The organism is Micrococcus luteus NCTC 2665 (genome assembly GCF_000023205.1).
Lineage (GTDB): Bacteria > Actinomycetota > Actinomycetes > Actinomycetales > Micrococcaceae > Micrococcus > Micrococcus luteus.
In genome coordinates, this window is sequence record NC_012803.1 from 514,668 (window position 1) to 530,645 (window position 15,978).

Consider the following 15,978-nt stretch of genomic DNA (forward strand, 5'->3'; position numbering starts at 1 on the left):
GTACATTGCGATGCAGGGGGGGAGAGGATCCAACCCAGGAGGAATCGCATGTACTACAGCAGCGGCAACTACGAGGCGTTCGCCCGCCCCCGCAAGCCGGAGGGCGTGGAGAAGAAGAAGGCCTACCTGGTGGGTGCCGGCCTGGCCTCCCTGGCCGCGGCGGGCTTCCTCGTCCGCGACGGCCAGATGCCCGGCGAGAACATCACCATCCTTGAGGCGAGCGACATCGCGGGCGGCGCCCTGGACGGCATTCCGGACCCGCATCGCGACGGCTTCCTGATCCGCGGCGGCCGCGAGATGGAGAACCACTTCGAGTGCCTGTGGGACCTGTTCCGCTCCGTCCCCTCCCTCGAGGTGGAGGGTGCCTCCGTCCTGGACGAGTTCTACTGGCTCAACAAGGACGACCCGAACTACTCCCTCATGCGGGCCACCCAGGACCGCGGCCAGGACGGGCACACCGACGGCAAGTTCACCCTGGACCTGAAGGCTCAGAAGGACCTGCTGGACCTCGTCATGGCGCGTGAGGAGGACCTGTATGACAAGCGCATCAACGAGGTGATGGGCAAGAGCTTCCTCGCCTCCAACTTCTGGCTCTACTGGCGCACGATGTTCGCCTTCGAGGAGTGGCACTCCGCCCTCGAGATGAAGCTCTACGTCCAGCGCTTCATCCACCACATCGGCGGCCTGCCGGACTTCTCCGCCCTGAAGTTCACCAAGTACAACCAGTACGAGTCCCTCGTCCAGCCGCTCATGCGCTGGCTCCAGGACCAGGGCGTGCAGGTGCAGTTCGACACCCGCGTCACCAACGTGGTCTTCGACATCACCGCCCAGCGCAAGACGGCCCGCCGCATCGAGTGGCTGCGCGGCGGCGAGGAGGGCGGCGTCGACGTCGACGAGGACACCCTGGTGTTCGTCACCAACGGCTCCCTCGTGACCAACTCCAGCTGGGGCGACAACACCACCGCGCCGACGTGGGACTACGAGGTCAAGCCGGGCGACGGCTGGCAGCTGTGGAAGAACATCGCCCGTCAGGACCCCGACTTCGGGCGGCCGGACAAGTTCATCCACGCCCCCAACGTCCACGCGGAGCACGAGACGGCCTGGGAGTCGGCCACGATCACCACGCTCGACGACCGCATCACGCCCTACATCGAGCGCATCTGCCAGCGGGACCCCCATTCCGGCCGCGTGGTCACCGGCGGCATCGTCACGGCCCGCGACTCGGCCTGGCTGCAGTCCTGGACGATCAATCGCCAGCCCCACTTCAAGGAGCAGCGCCCCAACGAGCTGACCATCTGGTTCTACGGCCTGATGATCGACACCCCCGGCGACTTCATCCCCAAGCCCATGCGCGAGTGCACGGGTGAGGAGATCTGCCAGGAGTGGCTGTACCACCTGGGTGTCCCGGAGGATCAGATCCCCGAGCTCGCGAAGAACTCCTGCATCACCCGGCCCTGCGCGATGCCCTTCGTCACCGCGTTCTTCATGCCCCGCACCAAGGGGGACCGCCCGCAGGTGGTCCCGGAGCACGTCACGAACTTCGCCTTCCTCGGCCAGTTCGCGGAGACCGTGCGGGACACCATCTTCACCACCGAGTACTCCGTGCGCACGGCGATGGAGGCGGTCTACCAGCTGCTGGACGTCGAGCGGGGCGTGCCCGAGGTCTGGGGCTCGGTGTACGACGTGCGGGAGCTGCTGAAGGCCACCGCCGTCATGCGGGACGGCAAGCGACTGCCGGTGCCCGGCTGGCTCTCCCGCCACCTGGAGAAGACCCAGGTGGGCGACCTCATGGAGCGCTACGGCGTGATCTGACGCCGAGGGAGCGGGCCGGAGCCTGACCTCTCCCCGCCCCGTGACGAACCCTGCGATATGGCCCCCATCCACCCCGGATGGGGGCCATATCGCAGGGTTCGTCGCAGAGGGGGCGGCGCGCGTATGGGCGGGTGGTGCGCCTATGCTGTCGCCTTGTGAGTCACACCACTCTGCACGCGTCCCCCGGCGACGCCTCCGTCATCCGTGCCCGCGGGCTGCGCAAGCAGTACGGCGAGTTCCACGCCGTGAAGGGCATCGACCTGGACGTGCGCCCCGGCGAGTGCTTCGGCCTGCTCGGCCCCAACGGCGCGGGCAAGTCCACCACCATGCGCATGCTCGCGGGCACCTCGCAGCGCACCGCGGGCGAGCTGACCATCCTGGGCATCGACCCGGAGGAGGACGGGCCGGCCGTCCGTGCGCGTCTGGGCGTGGTGCCGCAGCAGGACAACCTGGACGAGGAGCTCACCGCCCGGGAGAACATCCTGATCTACGGCCGCTACTTCGGCCTGCCCTACTCGTACCTGCGGCCCAAGGCCGAGGAGCTGCTGGCCTTCGCCCAGCTCACCGAGAAGGCGGACGCCAAGGTCACCGACCTCTCCGGCGGCATGAAGCGCCGGCTCGTGATCGCCCGCGCACTGGTCAACGAGCCGGCCCTCTTCCTCCTCGACGAGCCCACCACAGGCCTGGACCCGCAGGCCCGCCACATCCTGTGGGACCGCCTCTACCGGCTCAAGGAACGCGGCACCACGCTGCTGCTGACCACGCACCACATGGACGAGGCGGAGCAGCTGTGCGATCGGCTCGTCGTCGTCGACGGCGGCGAGATCATGGCCGCCGGCACCCCCGCCGAGCTCATCCGCGAGCACGCCTCCCGCGAGGTCCTCGAGGCGCGCTTCGGCGCGGACCGCAACGAGGCCGCGGCCCGCACCGTCCAGGCCCACGCGGGTGACGGCGTCGTGCACCGCGTCGAGGTCCTCCCGGACCGCGTCCTCGTCTACGCCCGACGCGCGGACGACCTGCACGACGTCGTGCAGCGCCTCGTCGACGAGGGCGCCCTGCCCGCCCCCGTCACCACGCTGACCCGCCGCGCGAGCCTCGAGGACGTGTTCCTCATCCTCACCGGCCGCACCCTGGTGGACTGACCCGTGCCGTCCCCCACCACGACGACGGCCCCCGGCCCCGCCTCGCCCGCCGAGCCGCTGCGCCCGCCGGTCACCGCGGCGGCGTCCGCGGAGCGCGTGAGGCGCCGCGGCGTCCTGCTCTACGCCGAACACCAGCTGCGGTCCATGCGTCGCTACGGCATGGTGCTGATCGTCGGTGCCCTGGGCGAGCCCGTGCTCTACCTGCTGGCCATGGGCCTGGGCCTGGCCCAGCTCATGGGCGGCGGGATGCCGCAGGACGCCCTGGGCGGGGTCTCCTACGTCGCGTTCATCGCCCCGGCGCTGCTGGCCTCGGGTGCGCTGATGACCGCGTCCGTCGAGTTCTCCTACCCGGTGATGGGCGGGTTCCAGTGGCAGCGCACGTACTACGCGGCGCAGGCCACGCCGCTGTCTCCGGCGCAGATCGCCCTGGGCCACCTCGCGGCCGTGAGCCTGCGGTTCGTGTTCCAGGCTGCCGTGTTCCTGCTGGTGATGCTGGCGTTCGGCGTGGTCTCGAGCCCGTGGGCGTGGGTGCAGGTCCTCACCGCCACGCTCGGCGGGCTCGCCGTCGGCGCGCCGATCATGGCGTTCGCGGCCTCCCTGAAGGAGGACAAGGGCCAGTTCGCCACCCTGCAACGGCTCGTGGTCATGCCCCTGTTCCTGTTCTCCGCCACCTTCTACCCGCTCGAGGCGCTGCCGGTGTGGCTGCGCTGGATCGGCTGGCTCTCCCCGCAGTGGCATGCCGCCCAGCTCGGCCGCGTGCTCTCCTACGGGATGGTCGAGCCGGCCTGGCTCACCGTGGTGCACGTGGCGTTCCTGCTGGCCCTCGCGCTCGGCGGGGCCTGGCTCGCGGTGCGGATCTACACGCGCCGTCTCGGCTGGGTCCGAGGCACCCCGGACCGGGACGCCGTCACGGCCGCCCGCCGGGTTCGTGCCCCGCGCCTGGGCCGGCGTGCCGCGCGCACCGGGGCCGCCCGCGCCGACGTCGCACCCGCCGCCGCGCAGGCGGAGCCGGCCGCGCCGTCGTCCTCGGTGATGCGGGAACACGCCGTCGCCGTGCCCCCCATGCCCGAGATCCCCGTGCGCCGCGGCCCGCTGGCCGGCGCGTACTCGGGCAACGTGCGCGCGGTGATGGAGCGGGCGTTCCTCTCCCTGAAGTCCAACAACTGGGTGGTGTTCTTCTCCGGCTTCTTCGAGCCCGTGCTCTACCTGGCCTCCATGGGCCTGGGGCTCGGCGCGCTGGTCGGCGACGTGGCCGGCCCGGATGGCACCCCCGTCCCGTACGGCATGTACCTCGCCCCCGCACTGCTGGCGGTCTCGGCGATGAACGGCGCCATCTACGACTCCACGTGGAACGTGTTCTTCAAGCTGCGCTACGCGAAGACGTACCAGACCATGCTCTCCACGCGGCTGGGCCCGCTGGACGTGGCACTCGGGGAGATCGCGATGGCGCTGCTGCGCGGGCTGATCTACGCGGTCGGCTTCCTGATCGTCATGACCGTGGCCGGGCTCGTCACCTCGTGGACGGCGCTGCTCATGATCCCCGGCGCCCTGCTCGTGGCGCTGGGCTTCGCCTCCCTCGGCATGGCGGTGACGAGCTGGATGAAGACGTTCCAGCACATGGACTGGATCCAGATCGTGCTGATGCCCATGTTCCTGTTCTCGGCCACGTTCTTCCCGCTCGCGGTCTACCCGGAGCCGATCCAGTGGGTGATCCGCGTGTTCCCGCTGTGGCACGCCGTGGAGATGATGCGCGCGCTCGCGGTGGGCGTGCTGAGCTGGGCGACCGCCGGCCACGTCCTCTACTTCGTGGTGATGGCCGGCGTCGGGGTGTGGCTCGCCGCCCGCCGGCTCGGTGCGCTGTTCCTGCGCTGAGGCCCCCGCGGGCCGGTCAGGCCGCGCGCGGCGCGGCGCCGCCGGACCACGTCCAGGGCCGCGACCACGGCGGTGAGCGCCCAGCACACGGCCACCATGCCCATGGCGGTCGAGGCCGCGTGTGCGTACGCCGCGGCCGACGGCGGGCCGGCGCTCTCGGCTGCGGCGCCGGCCAGGGCCGCGAAGAACGCGCCCGTCACCACGGACAGGCCCAGGGCGGTGCCGAGGCGCTGCGCCGTCTGGGCGACGCCGCCGGCCGCCCCCGCCTCGTGGCCGGCGACGTCGTCCATCATCAGCACCTGCGTGCTGGTGAGCAGCAGGGCCTGCGAGGCCGACTGCACGATCAGCCCCACCCCCACGATCCACGGCGACCACGCGCCGGCCGCGCTGCGCTCGAACGCGAGCGCGAGCAACCCCAGCGACACGAGGCCCACGAGGGCGCCGAGCAGCACGAGCACGGGCCCGCGCCGCTGCACCATCGAGCCCACCCACGGGGACAGGGAGGCCACGACGACGGCGCCGGGCAGACCCACGAGGCCGGCCTCGAGCGGCGTGAACCCCATGCCGCGCTGCAGGAAGATCGCCACGATCGCGAACACCGCCGGCATGGTGGCCAGGTAGATGGTGGACTCGAGCGCGCCGATCGTGAAGGACGGCCGCCGGAACAGGGCCGGGTCCACCATGGGCTGCACGCCAGTGGCCGACGCCCGTGCCTTCACGCGTTTCTCCCACAGCCACCACGCCGTCACGAGCGCGGCGGCGAGCACCAGCAGCCAGGCGGTGCCCGGGACGATGAACGGCACCATGAGGCTCACCCCGCCGGCGCCGAGCAGCAGGGCGCCCACCGGGTCGAGCGCGGCGATCCCGCGCGGGCCGGGGGCGGGGGGCAGGCCGTGCACGCGGGTGGGCGGCGGCAGCCAGAGGGCGCCCATCGCGACGGCGGCCAGGCCCACGGGCACATTCATGAGGAACGTGGAGCGCCAGCCCCACTCGGGGCCGAACGCGCCGAGGAACAGCCCGCCGAGCAGGGGCCCCACGGCCACGCCGAGGCCCACCACGGTGCCGAAGAGTCCGTAGGCCCGCCCGCGGGCGCGGCCGTGGAAGTTCGACTGGATGAACCCGATGACCTGGGGGTTGAACACGCCTGCGCCCAGGCCCGTGAGCAGGCGCCCCGCGTTGAGCAGCAGGGTGTCCCCGGCCAGGCCGGAGAGCAGGGAGCCGAGCATGTACAGCGTGATGCCCGCCAGGAAGAGGCTCTTGCGGCCCCACAGGTCGCCGGCGCGGCCCGCGGCCACGAGCACGGTGCCGAACGTCAGCGTGTACCCCGCCAGCACCCACTGCAGATCCGCGCTCGTGGCGTCCAGGCCCGACTCGATGGCCGGCAGCGCCACGTTCACCACGGACACGCTCATCAGCGCGAGGAAGAGCGGCATGAGCAGTGCGGTGAGGATGCGGCGCTGGTCAGGGGTGAAGGCCCCGGACGCGGGGTCGGCGGGGTGCGGGGGGCGGGGGGTCATCGCCACAGGATAGGTGCCGACGCGGGCCGCCCGATTCGGAGCGCACCCCACGATGCGGGATGATGGAGGGCAGACCCCACGAGCCCCTCCGGAGGAGCACCCATGTCCCAGTCCCTGACCCCCGGTCCCGACGGCGCGCGCCGCGGCCCCCGCGCCGGCCTGCGCGTGGGATCGCTCGGCTTCGTCGCGATGATCGTCATCCTGATCGTGGCGATCATCTTCGCCGCGAACCAGAACGACGTGATCGGGTGGCTCGTGGTCGCCGTCGCCGCCGGCTGGCTCGTGTTCGCGGTGGTCGTGTACCTGCAGATGCGCCGCGGCGTCCAGGCCGTGGGCCGCAAGGTGGACACCGCCATGCAGAACGCCCGCGCCGACGTCGCCGCCCTGCGCGGCCGGGACACCGACGCCGCCGCCCCCGCGGTGGCCCCGCAGGCACCGGCCGCGGACCCCCTGCGGGACACCAAGCTGGACCACTCGTTCAAGATCGCCCAGGTGCAGGTGCGCGTGGTGCGCGAGCAGCTCGCCGCGGGCGAGGGCATGGATCGCGAGATGGTGGACCGCGCCCTGGAGACCATCGACATCACGGCCTCCAACGCCCGCGACATGATCAAGGAGTCCCGGGCCGGTGACACCGAGGGCCCGGTGAGCGGGACGGTGATCGACTGATGACGGCGCTGCCCGAGAAGGACCCGGTCACCGGGAAGTACCCCGAGCCCGCCGAGGGCGAGCCCGTGGTGCACGCCAACGCCGGGGCGCCCAAGGCCGACGGCGCCGTGCGCGTGGCCACCGTGAACGTCAACGGCATCCGCGCCTCGCACCGCAAGGGGATGCGGGAGTGGTTCGCCGGCCGCGGCGTGGACGTGCTCACCCTCCAGGAGGTGCGCGCCCCCGCGGACGTCACGGCGCAGCTGGTCAGCGAGATCGTGGGCGAGGACTGGGACGAGGTGCACCTGGCGGACGCCGTGGCCGCCGCCAAGGGGCGGGCCGGCGTCGCGATCGCCTCGCGGTTCCCGCTCGGTGAGGTCCGCACGGGCATCGCCGACGCCGACGGGTACTTCGACGACGCCGGCCGCTGGATCGAGGCCGACCTGCGCCTGCCGGACGGCTCGCCGCTGACCGTGGTCTCCGCCTACGTGCACTCGGGCGAGGTCGACACCCCGAAGCAGGTGGACAAGTACCGGTTCCTCGACGAGATGGTCCGCCGCCTCTCCGAGCTGGCCGCGGGGGAGGGGCACGCCCTCGTCACGGGCGACCTCAACGTGGGCCACACCGAGCTGGACATCAAGAACTGGAAGGGCAACGTGAAGAAGGCCGGCTTCCTGCCCGAGGAGCGCGCCTACTTCGACCGGTTCTTCGGTGAGCTCGGCTTCACGGACGTGCACCGCGCCCTCGCCGGGCCGGTGCCGGGCCCGTACACGTGGTGGTCCATGCGCGGCAAGGCCTTCGACAACGACGCCGGGTGGCGCATCGACTACCACATGGCGACCGCGGACCTGGCCGAGCGGGCGACGACCGCCGTCGTGGACCGCGCCCCCAGCTGGGGCACCCGCTTCTCCGACCATGCCCCGCTCGTGGTCGACTACCAGTTCTGACCGTGCAGGAGAGACCCGAGGCTGAGATGACCATGAAGAAGAACTCCGTCCAGGACGTCCTGGCCCAGGACGCCGCCGCCACCGCCCACCTGGCCGGCGCGTCCGCCCGGCACCGCGTGCTCTCCGGCATGCAGCCCTCGGCGGACTCCCTCCACCTGGGCAACTACCTCGGCGCCCTCGTGAACTGGGAGCGCACCCAGGCCGACTTCGAGGCGTTCTTCTTCATCCCCGACCTGCACGCCATCACCGTGCCGCAGGACCCGGCCGCCCTGGCGGAGCGCACGCGGGTGGCTGCCGCGCAGTTCATCGCCGGCGGCATCGACCCCGAGCGCTCCACGCTGTTCGTCCAGTCCCAGGTGCCCGAGCACGCGCAGCTGGCGTGGGTGCTGACCTGCATGACCGGCATGGGCGAGGCCATGCGGATGACCCAGTTCAAGGACAAGTCCGCCAAGCAGGGCGCGGACGCGGCTGGCGTCGGCCTGCTCGCGTACCCCATGCTCATGGCCGCGGACATCCTGCTCTACCAGCCGCATGGCGTGCCCGTGGGCGACGACCAGCGCCAGCACGTGGAGCTCACCCGCGACCTCGCCCAGCGCTTCAACCACCGCTACGGCGAGACGTTCGTGGTGCCCACCGGCTTCTACCCGGAGACCGGCGCGCGCATCTACGACCTGCAGGACCCCACGTCGAAGATGTCCAAGTCCGCGGCGTCCCCGAACGGTCTCATCAACGTGCTGGACGAGCCCAAGAAGACCGCCAAGAAGATCAAGTCCGCGGTCACCGACGACGGCACCGAGGCGCGCTTCGACCGCGAGGCCAAGCCCGGCGTCTCCAACCTGCTGACCATCCTCTCCGCGGTGTCCGGCACGCCGATCCCGCAGCTCGAGGAGGAGTTCGTCGGCAAGATGTACGGGCACCTCAAGGTCGCGGTGGCGGACGCCGTCGTCGAGCGCCTGGCCCCCGTGCGTGAGCGCGCCCTCGCGCTGCTGGACGATCCCGCCGAGCTCGACCGCATCCTCGCCGCCGGCGCCGAGAAGGCCCGCGCCGTGGCCACGCCCGTGCTCGAGGACGTCTACGCCAAGGTCGGCTTCCTGCCGCCGCTGCGTTGAGCCGGGCCGCACCGGCTCCGCGGCCTCCCGACGACGGCCCGCGCCTCCGACCTGCGGGGGACGCGGGCCGTCGTGTTTCTCCGACTCGAGGTGGAGGCGGTGGCACGTGCGCGGCTGACAGGATGGAGGCACCGCCCCCGCTCCTGCCGCCGTGGGGGCGTGCCCCACCGACAGAGGAGTGCCGGAGCCATGTCCACCGCAGTCGCGACCCCCGGGGTCGCCGAGGTCCCGCCCGGGGCCGAACCCGTCCTGGAGACGGAGAACCTCGTCAAGGTCTACGGTCGCGGGGCGTCCCGCTTCGACGCGCTGAAGGGCATCACCCTGCAGATCCAGCGCGGCGAGTCCCTGGCCGTCGTCGGCAAGTCCGGCTCCGGCAAGTCCACCCTGATGCACCTGCTGGCGCTGCTGGACCAGCCCTCCGCCGGCGTCGTCGCGATGGACGGCCGTCCCGTCTCCCAGCTCAAGGCCGCGGAGATCTCGCAGCTGCGCAACGAGCGGTTCGGCTTCGTGTTCCAGCAGTTCTTCCTGAACCCGAACCAGACGGTCCTGGAGAACACCGTGCTGCCGCTGAAGATCGCCGGCGTGGGCCGGGCCGAGCGCACCCGCCGAGGCATGGCGGTGCTCGAGCGGCTCGAGCTCGCGGACAAGGCGAAGAACAAGGCCACGGACCTCTCCGGCGGCCAGAAGCAGCGCGTGTGCATCGCCCGCGCGCTCGTGAACAACCCGACGGTGCTGTTCGCGGACGAGCCCACGGGCAACCTGGACTCCGCCACCTCGGCGGCCGTGGAGGACATCCTCTTCGGCCTGCACCGCGACGAGGGCATCACCCTCGTGGTGGTCACGCACGACGACGACCTGGCCGCGAAGTGCGACCGTCGCGTCGAGCTGCAGGACGGCGTGGTCATCGCCGACGAGCGCGTCGGCACCGAGCGGGACGGAGCACGGGCATGAAGGCCATCGACGTCGCGGGCACGGCGCTCGCCAACACGATGCGCTCCAAGCTGCGCACCTTCCTCACCGTCGTCGCGATCGTGATCGGCGCATTCACGCTGACCCTCACCACGGGGCTCGGCGCGGGCATCAACAAGTACGTGGACAACGTGGTCGAGGGCTTCGGCCAGCCCGGCGAGCTGACCGTGATGAAGCAGCAGGACATGTCCTCGGTCGGGGCGGTGAGCGGTTCGCCCCAGGAGTACACGGAGCAGGACGCCGCCGGCGGCGAGATGTTCGGCATGCCGCTGCTCACCCAGGAGGACCTCGCCGCGATCGAGGACACCGAGCTCGTCACCGAGGTGAAGACCTATCGGGTGGCCGAGCCGGAGTACATCCAGGGCCCGGACGACCGCAAGTGGCAGACCGGCTTCATGGGCAGCTCCGGTGAGATCGACATGCTCACCTTCGCCGCCGGCCGTGCCCCCGAGGCCGGCGCCTCGGAGATCGTCATGCCCGAGTCGTGGGTGGAGGACCTGGGCGCCAGCGACGCCGAGGACCTGATCGGCACGGAGCTGACCGTCGTGGCGGCGACCCCGCTGCAGGAGCAGAAGTCCGTGAAGGCCACCGTGGTCGGTGTGACGAAGGCGGCCGCGTCCGGTGCGGGCACCGCCCCGACGCCGTCGGAGTCGCTGGAGCAGGCGATCTACGACATCACGACGGAGGGCCTGCCGGAGTCCCAGCGGGACACCTACTTCCAGGCCACGGCGATCGTGGAGGACCCGGAGGCGAACGAGGACGCCGTGAAGCAGGCGCTGGCCGACAAGGGCCTGCTGGCGCAGACCCTCGAGGAGCAGCTCGGCGTGATCCGCGGCGTCATCGACGCCGTCACGTGGGTGCTCACCGGCTTCGCGCTCATCGCGCTGCTCGCCGCCAGCTTCGGCATCATCAACACCCTGCTCATGGCGGTGCAGGAGCGCACCCGGGAGATCGGCCTCATGAAGGCCCTCGGCATGACCGGCGGGAAGATCTTCGGCCTGTTCACCATGGAGGCCGTCGTGATCGGCCTGCTCGGCTCGCTGATCGGCATCGGCCTGGGCGTCGCCGTCGGACTCATCGCGAACCAAGTGCTGACCACCGGCCCCCTCAGCGGCGTCACCGGCCTGGTCCTGTTCGCGGTCAACCCCCTCGCCCTGCTGCTGATCCTGCTGCTGATCGTGGCCATCGCGTTCATCGCCGGCACCTTGCCCGCCCTGCGTGCGGCCCGGAAGGATCCCATCGAGGCCCTGCGGCACGAGTGATCCGGCTGCCGCGCCCGTCACCGCCATCACCGTCACCCACGACACCGAGGAGCTCACCATGACCACCGATCGACCGAACCAGGACCCGAACCCGGACCAGCACCCCGCCGCGGGCTCCCGCTACGGCACGCAGCCCTACGCGGCCCCGGGCTACGGCGCCCAGCCGGGCAGCCCGTACGGCACCGTCCCGGAGCCGGCCGCGTTCCCCGCCCTCCTGACGCTGACGCTCACGTCGCTCGCGCTGTACGTGCTGTCCGCCCTGCCGGGCCTGTTCGGCGGCGGGGAGAGCATCGAGAGCATGCGGGACTCCCTTCGCCAGAGCGGCCTCACCCCGGAGCAGGTGGAGGAGATCGCGCCCGTCGTGGGCGCCTCCGTGACGGTGGGAACGATCATCGTCCTGCTCATCGGCGTGGCCCTGTACGCCCTGGTGTACTTCAACCTCCGCGGGGCCAAGAACTGGGCCCGCATCCTCGGCATCGTCTTGGCGATCCTGGGCACCCTCAGTGCCGTCGGCGGCATCTTCTCCTTCGTGACCTTCCCCGGCATCGGCGGCGTCCTGGCCTCCGTGCTGAGCCTGGCGCTGGTGATCGTGAACATCCTGTGGCTGGTCAAGGCCTTCAACCCGCAGGTCGCGGCCTACACCCGTCAGGGCCGCCGCGCCTGATCCCGACGCCGTTCGCCGGCGGCGAGTCCGGGGTCGCCACCCCTCGCCCCGGCGTCGGCCAGCGGAGACCATGGCGACATGGCCTCCGATCATCGACCCCCGCATCCCATGTCCCCCCACCCCGACGACCTGGACGGCGGCGGGCGGCCCGTGGTGGGTCCGGACGAGGCGCGGCGGCGCATCGCCGGGCACTCCGGTCCGGACGCCCGCCCGCTGATCCGCCCCGACGCCCGCACCCCCGGCGTGTTCCGGGCGCTGCTCGGACTGACGGTCGCGTCCGCGGTCCTCTACGCCGCGTCGATCCTGCGCAACCTCCTCCCGGGCGCGGCCCAGGACATCGCGGACTCGCTGCCCGAGGGCAGCGCGCAGTCGCCCGCGATGACCACCGAGGCGATCGAGGGCGCCCTCACCGGCAGCGTCTGGTTCGCGACCCTGCTGGGCCTGGCGGTCTACGCGACCGTCCTCGTCGGCCTGACCCGGCGCAGCAACACGGCGCGCATCATGGGCGCCCTGTTCGCCTCGATCGCCATCTTCGTGACCCTGCTGGGGACCATCCGCCTGTTCGTCTTCCCCGCCGGGGACGTCGTGCTGCCCCTGGTCCTGGGCGGGCTGTTCGCGCTCGTGAACGCGGCCTGGCTCGTGTGCGCCTTCAACCCCGGCCTCGCGACGACCTTCCTGCGCCGCCGGGCATGATGGGGGCATGCACCCCCTCGACGACGATCCCCACGCCGCCACGGACCGCGACCCCGCCCCCGACCGCGCGGCCCTGCGTCCCCTGCGCCTGTTCCAGACCGTCACGGCGGTCACGGGGGCACTGAGCGCGGCCGGCGTGGGGGGCGTACTCGCGCTGCAATCGACGCCCGGCTACGCCCGCGCCGTGCTGGAGGCGCGCTCCTGGGGCGCGAGCGAGGTGACCGACGCCGACGTCGCCGCGTTCCTCACCCCGGCGGGGGCGTGGCCGGTGGCCGCCGCGGCGGTGGTCGTCCTGACCCTGGTGCTCCTGGCCGGCATCACCCGCCGGATCCGGGCCGTGCGCCCCGTGGGGAGCGTGTTCGTGGTGCTGGGGATGCTCACGGCGGCCTTCTGGATGGTCGACGGCGGGCGGATGGTGCAGGCCGGGGGAGGGGGTCCGGCCGTGCTGGGGGCCGTCGTCGGGATGCTCGTGTCCAGCGCGGTGTGGCTGCGTGTGGCGCACCGGCGGGAGACGCGCGACGCCTTCGACGCCTGAGCTCGCGCCGCCTCCGCCTCCGCCTCCGGTCCCGCCCCCGTCCCCATGCCGAGGCCCGCAGACACGCCGCTACACCGGGCCGGTGACGGCGCGTCTGCGGGCCTCGGCGGGAGGGGCACCCCTCCACGACGACGGCGGCCCGCCTCCTCGAGCGAGGAGACGGGCCGCCGTCGTGGTGCGGGGGATCAGAACTGGCGGGCCAGGATGGCCCGCTTCACCTCGGAGATCGCCTTGGTCACCTGGATGCCGCGGGGGCACGCGTCGGTGCAGTTGAAGGTCGTGCGGCAGCGCCACACGCCCTCCTTGTCGTTCAGGATCTCCAGGCGCATGTCGCCGGCCTCGTCACGCGAGTCGAAGATGAACCGGTGCGCGTTGACGATGGCGGCCGGGCCGAAGTACTGGCCGTCCGTCCAGAACACCGGGCAGGACGAGGTGCACGCGGCGCACAGGATGCACTTCGTGGTGTCGTCGTAGATCGCCCGGTCGGCCTGGGACTGGTAGCGCTCCTTGGTGGGCGCGTGGCCCTCGGCGACCAGGAACGGCATGATCTCGCGGTAGGACTGGAAGAACGGGTCCATGTCCACGATCAGGTCCTTCTCCACCGGCAGGCCCTTGATGGGCTCCACCAGGATGGGCTTGGACAGGTCGAGGTCCTTCAGGAGCGTCTTGCAGGCCAGGCGGTTGCGGCCGTTGATGCGCATGGCGTCGGAGCCGCACACGCCGTGGGCGCAGGAGCGGCGGAACGACAGGGTGCCGTCGTGGTCCCACTTGACCTTGTGCAGGGCGTCCAGCACGCGGTCGGTGCCGTACATGGTCAGGCGCCACTCGTCCCAGTAGGACTCCTCGGAGGACTCCGGGAGGTAGCGGCGGACCTTGAGTACGATGTCGAAGCTCTCGACCTCGCCTGCGCCGCCGCCGGCGGACTGGGTCTGCGCCTGGGCCACGGGGGCCTCGGTCTCGGTTGCTGAGTGGCTCATCAGTACTTACGCTCCATCGGCTGGTAACGGGTCACGACGACGGGCTTGGTCTCGAAGCGGATGCCCTTGACGCCCTCCATCTCCGCGGTCTCGTCACGGTAGATCATGGTGTGCGCCATGAAGTTCTCGTCGTCGCGATCGGGGTAGTCCTCGCGGTAGTGGCCGCCGCGGGACTCCTTGCGGCCCAGGGCCGCGAGGGTCATCGCCTCGGCGATGTCCAGGAGGTAGCCCAGCTCCATGCCCTCGAGCAGGTCGAGGTTGAAGCGGTGGCCCTTGTCCTGGACGGACACGTTCTCGTAGCGGCCGCGCAGCTCCTCGATCTTGGCCAGTGCGCGGCGGATCGAGTCCTCGTCGCGGAAGACCTGCATGTCCGCGTCCATGGACTCCTGGAGCTCGGCGCGGATGTCCGCGACGCGCTCGGACCCGGTGGCGGAGCGCAGGTTCTCGATGTGCTCCACGGTCGGCAGCTCGCCGCCCTCGGGCAGCTCCACCCAGTCCGCCTGCGCGGCGTACTCGGCGGCGTAGATGCCTGCGCGGCGGCCGAACACGTTGATGTCCAGCAGCGAGTTGGTGCCCAGGCGGTTGGACCCGTGCACGGACACGCAGGCCACCTCGCCGGCGGCGTACAGGCCCGGCACGACGGTGTCGTTGTCCTGGAGGACCTCGGCCTTGATGTTCGTGGGGATGCCGCCCATGAAGTAGTGGCAGGTGGGGAACACCGGCACCGGCTCCGTGTAGGGCTCGACGCCCAGGTACGTGCGGGCGAACTCGGTGATGTCCGGGAGCTTCTCGTCGATGTGCGAGGGCTCCAGGTGCGTCAGGTCGAGCAGCACGTAGTCCTTGTTGGGGCCGGCGCCGCGGCCCTGACGGACCTCCTCGGCCATGGACCGGGCCACGATGTCGCGCGGGGCGAGGTCCTTGATGGTGGGGGCGTAGCGCTCCATGAAGCGCTCGCCGTCCGCGTTGCGGAGGATGCCGCCCTCGCCGCGTGCGGCCTCGGAGAGCAGGATGCCCAGGCCGGCCAGGCCGGTCGGGTGGAACTGCACGAACTCCATGTCCTCGAGGGGCAGGCCCGCGCGGTAGGCGATGGCCATGCCGTCGCCGGTGAGGGTGTGGGCGTTCGAGGTGGTCTTGTACACCTTCCCGGCGCCGCCGGTGGCGAAGATGACCGACTTGGCCTGGAAGACGTGGATCTCGCCGGTGGCCAGCTCGTAGGAGACGACGCCGGCGGTGCGCTTCTGCTTGTAGGCGGTGCCGTCCTCGCGCACGGCGTCCTCCTCCACCAGCAGCAGGTCGAGCACGTAGAACTCGTTGTAGAACTCCACGTTGTGCTTGACGCAGTTCTGGTACAGCGTCTGGAGGATCATGTGGCCGGTGCGGTCCGCGGCGTAGCAGGCGCGGCGCACGGGCGCCTTGCCGTGGTCACGGGTGTGGCCGCCGAAGCGGCGCTGGTCGATCTTGCCCTCGGGGGTGCGGTTGAAGGGCAGGCCCATCTTCTCGAGGTCGAGCACCGCGTCGATGGCCTCCTTGGCCATGACCTCCGCGGCGTCCTGGTCCACCAGGTAGTCGCCGCCCTTGACGGTGTCGAACGTGTGCCACTCCCAGTTGTCCTCCTCGACGTTGGCGAGGGCCGCGCACATGCCGCCCTGGGCCGCGCCGGTGTGGGAACGCGTGGGGTAGATCTTGGTGAGGACGGCGGTGTGCGCGCGCTGACCGGCCTCGATGGCCGCGCGCATGCCCGCGCCGCCGGCGCCGACGATCACCACGTCGTACTTGTGCACCTGCATTCAGGTCTCTCTTTCTGGGTGTCTGTGACGCGGCGGCCGCTCGGGCC

At 71.5% G+C, this 15,978-nt stretch carries 14 protein-coding genes; 11 read left to right on the forward strand and 3 right to left on the reverse strand.

Annotated elements, in window-relative coordinates; all coding sequences use genetic code 11:
* The first annotated feature begins 48 nt into the window (after positions 1–48).
* The 3 genes from MLUT_RS13900 to MLUT_RS24175 all read left to right on the forward strand — a co-directional run bounded on the left by MLUT_RS13900 (position 49) and on the right by MLUT_RS24175 (position 4,826).
* The gene (locus tag MLUT_RS13900; RefSeq protein ID WP_010079359.1) at positions 49–1,812 is read left to right on the forward strand and encodes an oleate hydratase; all 1,764 of its coding nucleotides are present in this window, start codon (positions 49–51) and stop codon (positions 1,810–1,812) included.
* 155 nt (positions 1,813–1,967) lie between these two features.
* Positions 1,968–2,954 (forward strand): ABC transporter ATP-binding protein, encoded by a 987-nt coding sequence (locus MLUT_RS13905; protein ID WP_010079358.1) that lies wholly within the window; start codon positions 1,968–1,970, stop codon positions 2,952–2,954.
* A 3-nt stretch (positions 2,955–2,957) separates the two neighbouring features.
* Positions 2,958–4,826: an ABC transporter permease gene (locus MLUT_RS24175; protein ID WP_012750754.1), complete on the forward strand. Its 1,869-nt coding sequence runs from the start codon at positions 2,958–2,960 to the stop codon at positions 4,824–4,826.
* Here MLUT_RS24175 and MLUT_RS13915 read toward each other — a convergent pair.
* Positions 4,754–6,343, reverse strand: a complete 1,590-nt coding sequence (locus MLUT_RS13915) for an MFS transporter (RefSeq protein WP_010079356.1) — start codon at positions 6,341–6,343, stop codon at positions 4,754–4,756. The two genes, MLUT_RS24175 and MLUT_RS13915, sit on opposite strands and share 73 nt — an antisense overlap.
* 102 nt (positions 6,344–6,445) lie before the next feature.
* Here MLUT_RS13915 and MLUT_RS13920 point away from each other — a divergent pair, with 102 nt between their 5' ends.
* From MLUT_RS13920 to MLUT_RS13955, 8 genes are all read left to right on the forward strand, one after another.
* A complete protein-coding gene (locus MLUT_RS13920) occupies positions 6,446–7,009 on the forward strand; it encodes a hypothetical protein (RefSeq protein WP_010079355.1) in 564 nt (187 codons plus the stop codon).
* Positions 7,009–7,935: an exodeoxyribonuclease III gene (locus MLUT_RS13925; RefSeq protein ID WP_012750755.1), complete on the forward strand. Its 927-nt coding sequence runs from the start codon at positions 7,009–7,011 to the stop codon at positions 7,933–7,935. The genes MLUT_RS13920 and MLUT_RS13925 overlap by 1 nt, the downstream gene beginning before the upstream one ends.
* A gap of 26 nt (positions 7,936–7,961) precedes the next feature.
* A complete protein-coding gene (gene trpS, locus MLUT_RS13930; protein ID WP_010079353.1) occupies positions 7,962–9,044 on the forward strand; it encodes a tryptophan--tRNA ligase in 1,083 nt (360 codons plus the stop codon).
* A gap of 189 nt (positions 9,045–9,233) precedes the next feature.
* On the forward strand, positions 9,234–9,995 hold the full coding sequence (locus MLUT_RS13935; RefSeq protein ID WP_010079352.1) for an ABC transporter ATP-binding protein: 762 nt from the start codon (positions 9,234–9,236) through the stop codon (positions 9,993–9,995).
* Positions 9,992–11,275 (forward strand): ABC transporter permease, encoded by a 1,284-nt coding sequence (locus MLUT_RS13940; RefSeq protein WP_010079351.1) that lies wholly within the window; start codon positions 9,992–9,994, stop codon positions 11,273–11,275. Before MLUT_RS13935 ends, MLUT_RS13940 begins: the two co-directional genes overlap by 4 nt.
* A 58-nt stretch (positions 11,276–11,333) precedes the next feature.
* Complete coding sequence (locus MLUT_RS13945) at positions 11,334–11,939, forward strand: hypothetical protein (RefSeq protein WP_010079350.1); 606 nt, start codon at positions 11,334–11,336, stop codon at positions 11,937–11,939.
* Positions 11,940–12,047: 108 nt separating this feature from the next.
* Positions 12,048–12,632 (forward strand): hypothetical protein, encoded by a 585-nt coding sequence (locus tag MLUT_RS13950; protein WP_010079349.1) that lies wholly within the window; start codon positions 12,048–12,050, stop codon positions 12,630–12,632.
* A 7-nt stretch (positions 12,633–12,639) separates the two neighbouring features.
* Positions 12,640–13,167, forward strand: a complete 528-nt coding sequence (locus MLUT_RS13955; RefSeq protein WP_010079348.1) for a hypothetical protein — start codon at positions 12,640–12,642, stop codon at positions 13,165–13,167.
* A gap of 185 nt (positions 13,168–13,352) precedes the next feature.
* Here the strand turns inward: MLUT_RS13955 and MLUT_RS13960 are convergent, their stop codons facing one another.
* On the reverse strand, positions 13,353–14,144 hold the full coding sequence (locus MLUT_RS13960; RefSeq protein ID WP_010079347.1) for a succinate dehydrogenase iron-sulfur subunit: 792 nt from the start codon (positions 14,142–14,144) through the stop codon (positions 13,353–13,355).
* Positions 14,144–15,931 (reverse strand): succinate dehydrogenase flavoprotein subunit, encoded by a 1,788-nt coding sequence (gene sdhA / locus MLUT_RS13965; RefSeq protein ID WP_010079346.1) that lies wholly within the window; start codon positions 15,929–15,931, stop codon positions 14,144–14,146. The genes MLUT_RS13960 and sdhA overlap by 1 nt, the downstream gene beginning before the upstream one ends.
* Between the last annotated feature and the right edge of the window lie 47 nt (positions 15,932–15,978).

Bases quoted from the DNA above. Each gene is read 5' to 3' on its own strand.
- MLUT_RS13900 (WP_010079359.1), top strand. From the start codon at position 49: ATGTACTACAGCAGCGGCAACTACGAGGCGTTCGCCCGCCCCCGCAAG.
- MLUT_RS13915 (WP_010079356.1), bottom strand. From the start codon at position 6,343: ATGACCCCCCGCCCCCCGCACCCCGCCGACCCCGCGTCCGGGGCCTTC.
- MLUT_RS13920 (WP_010079355.1), top strand. From the start codon at position 6,446: ATGTCCCAGTCCCTGACCCCCGGTCCCGACGGCGCGCGCCGCGGCCCC.
- MLUT_RS13925 (WP_012750755.1), top strand. From the start codon at position 7,009: ATGACGGCGCTGCCCGAGAAGGACCCGGTCACCGGGAAGTACCCCGAG.
- trpS (WP_010079353.1), top strand. From the start codon at position 7,962: ATGACCATGAAGAAGAACTCCGTCCAGGACGTCCTGGCCCAGGACGCC.
- MLUT_RS13935 (WP_010079352.1), top strand. From the start codon at position 9,234: ATGTCCACCGCAGTCGCGACCCCCGGGGTCGCCGAGGTCCCGCCCGGG.
- MLUT_RS13940 (WP_010079351.1), top strand. From the start codon at position 9,992: ATGAAGGCCATCGACGTCGCGGGCACGGCGCTCGCCAACACGATGCGC.
- MLUT_RS13945 (WP_010079350.1), top strand. From the start codon at position 11,334: ATGACCACCGATCGACCGAACCAGGACCCGAACCCGGACCAGCACCCC.
- MLUT_RS13950 (WP_010079349.1), top strand. From the start codon at position 12,048: ATGTCCCCCCACCCCGACGACCTGGACGGCGGCGGGCGGCCCGTGGTG.
- MLUT_RS13955 (WP_010079348.1), top strand. From the start codon at position 12,640: ATGCACCCCCTCGACGACGATCCCCACGCCGCCACGGACCGCGACCCC.
- MLUT_RS13960 (WP_010079347.1), bottom strand. From the start codon at position 14,144: ATGAGCCACTCAGCAACCGAGACCGAGGCCCCCGTGGCCCAGGCGCAG.
- sdhA (WP_010079346.1), bottom strand. From the start codon at position 15,931: ATGCAGGTGCACAAGTACGACGTGGTGATCGTCGGCGCCGGCGGCGCG.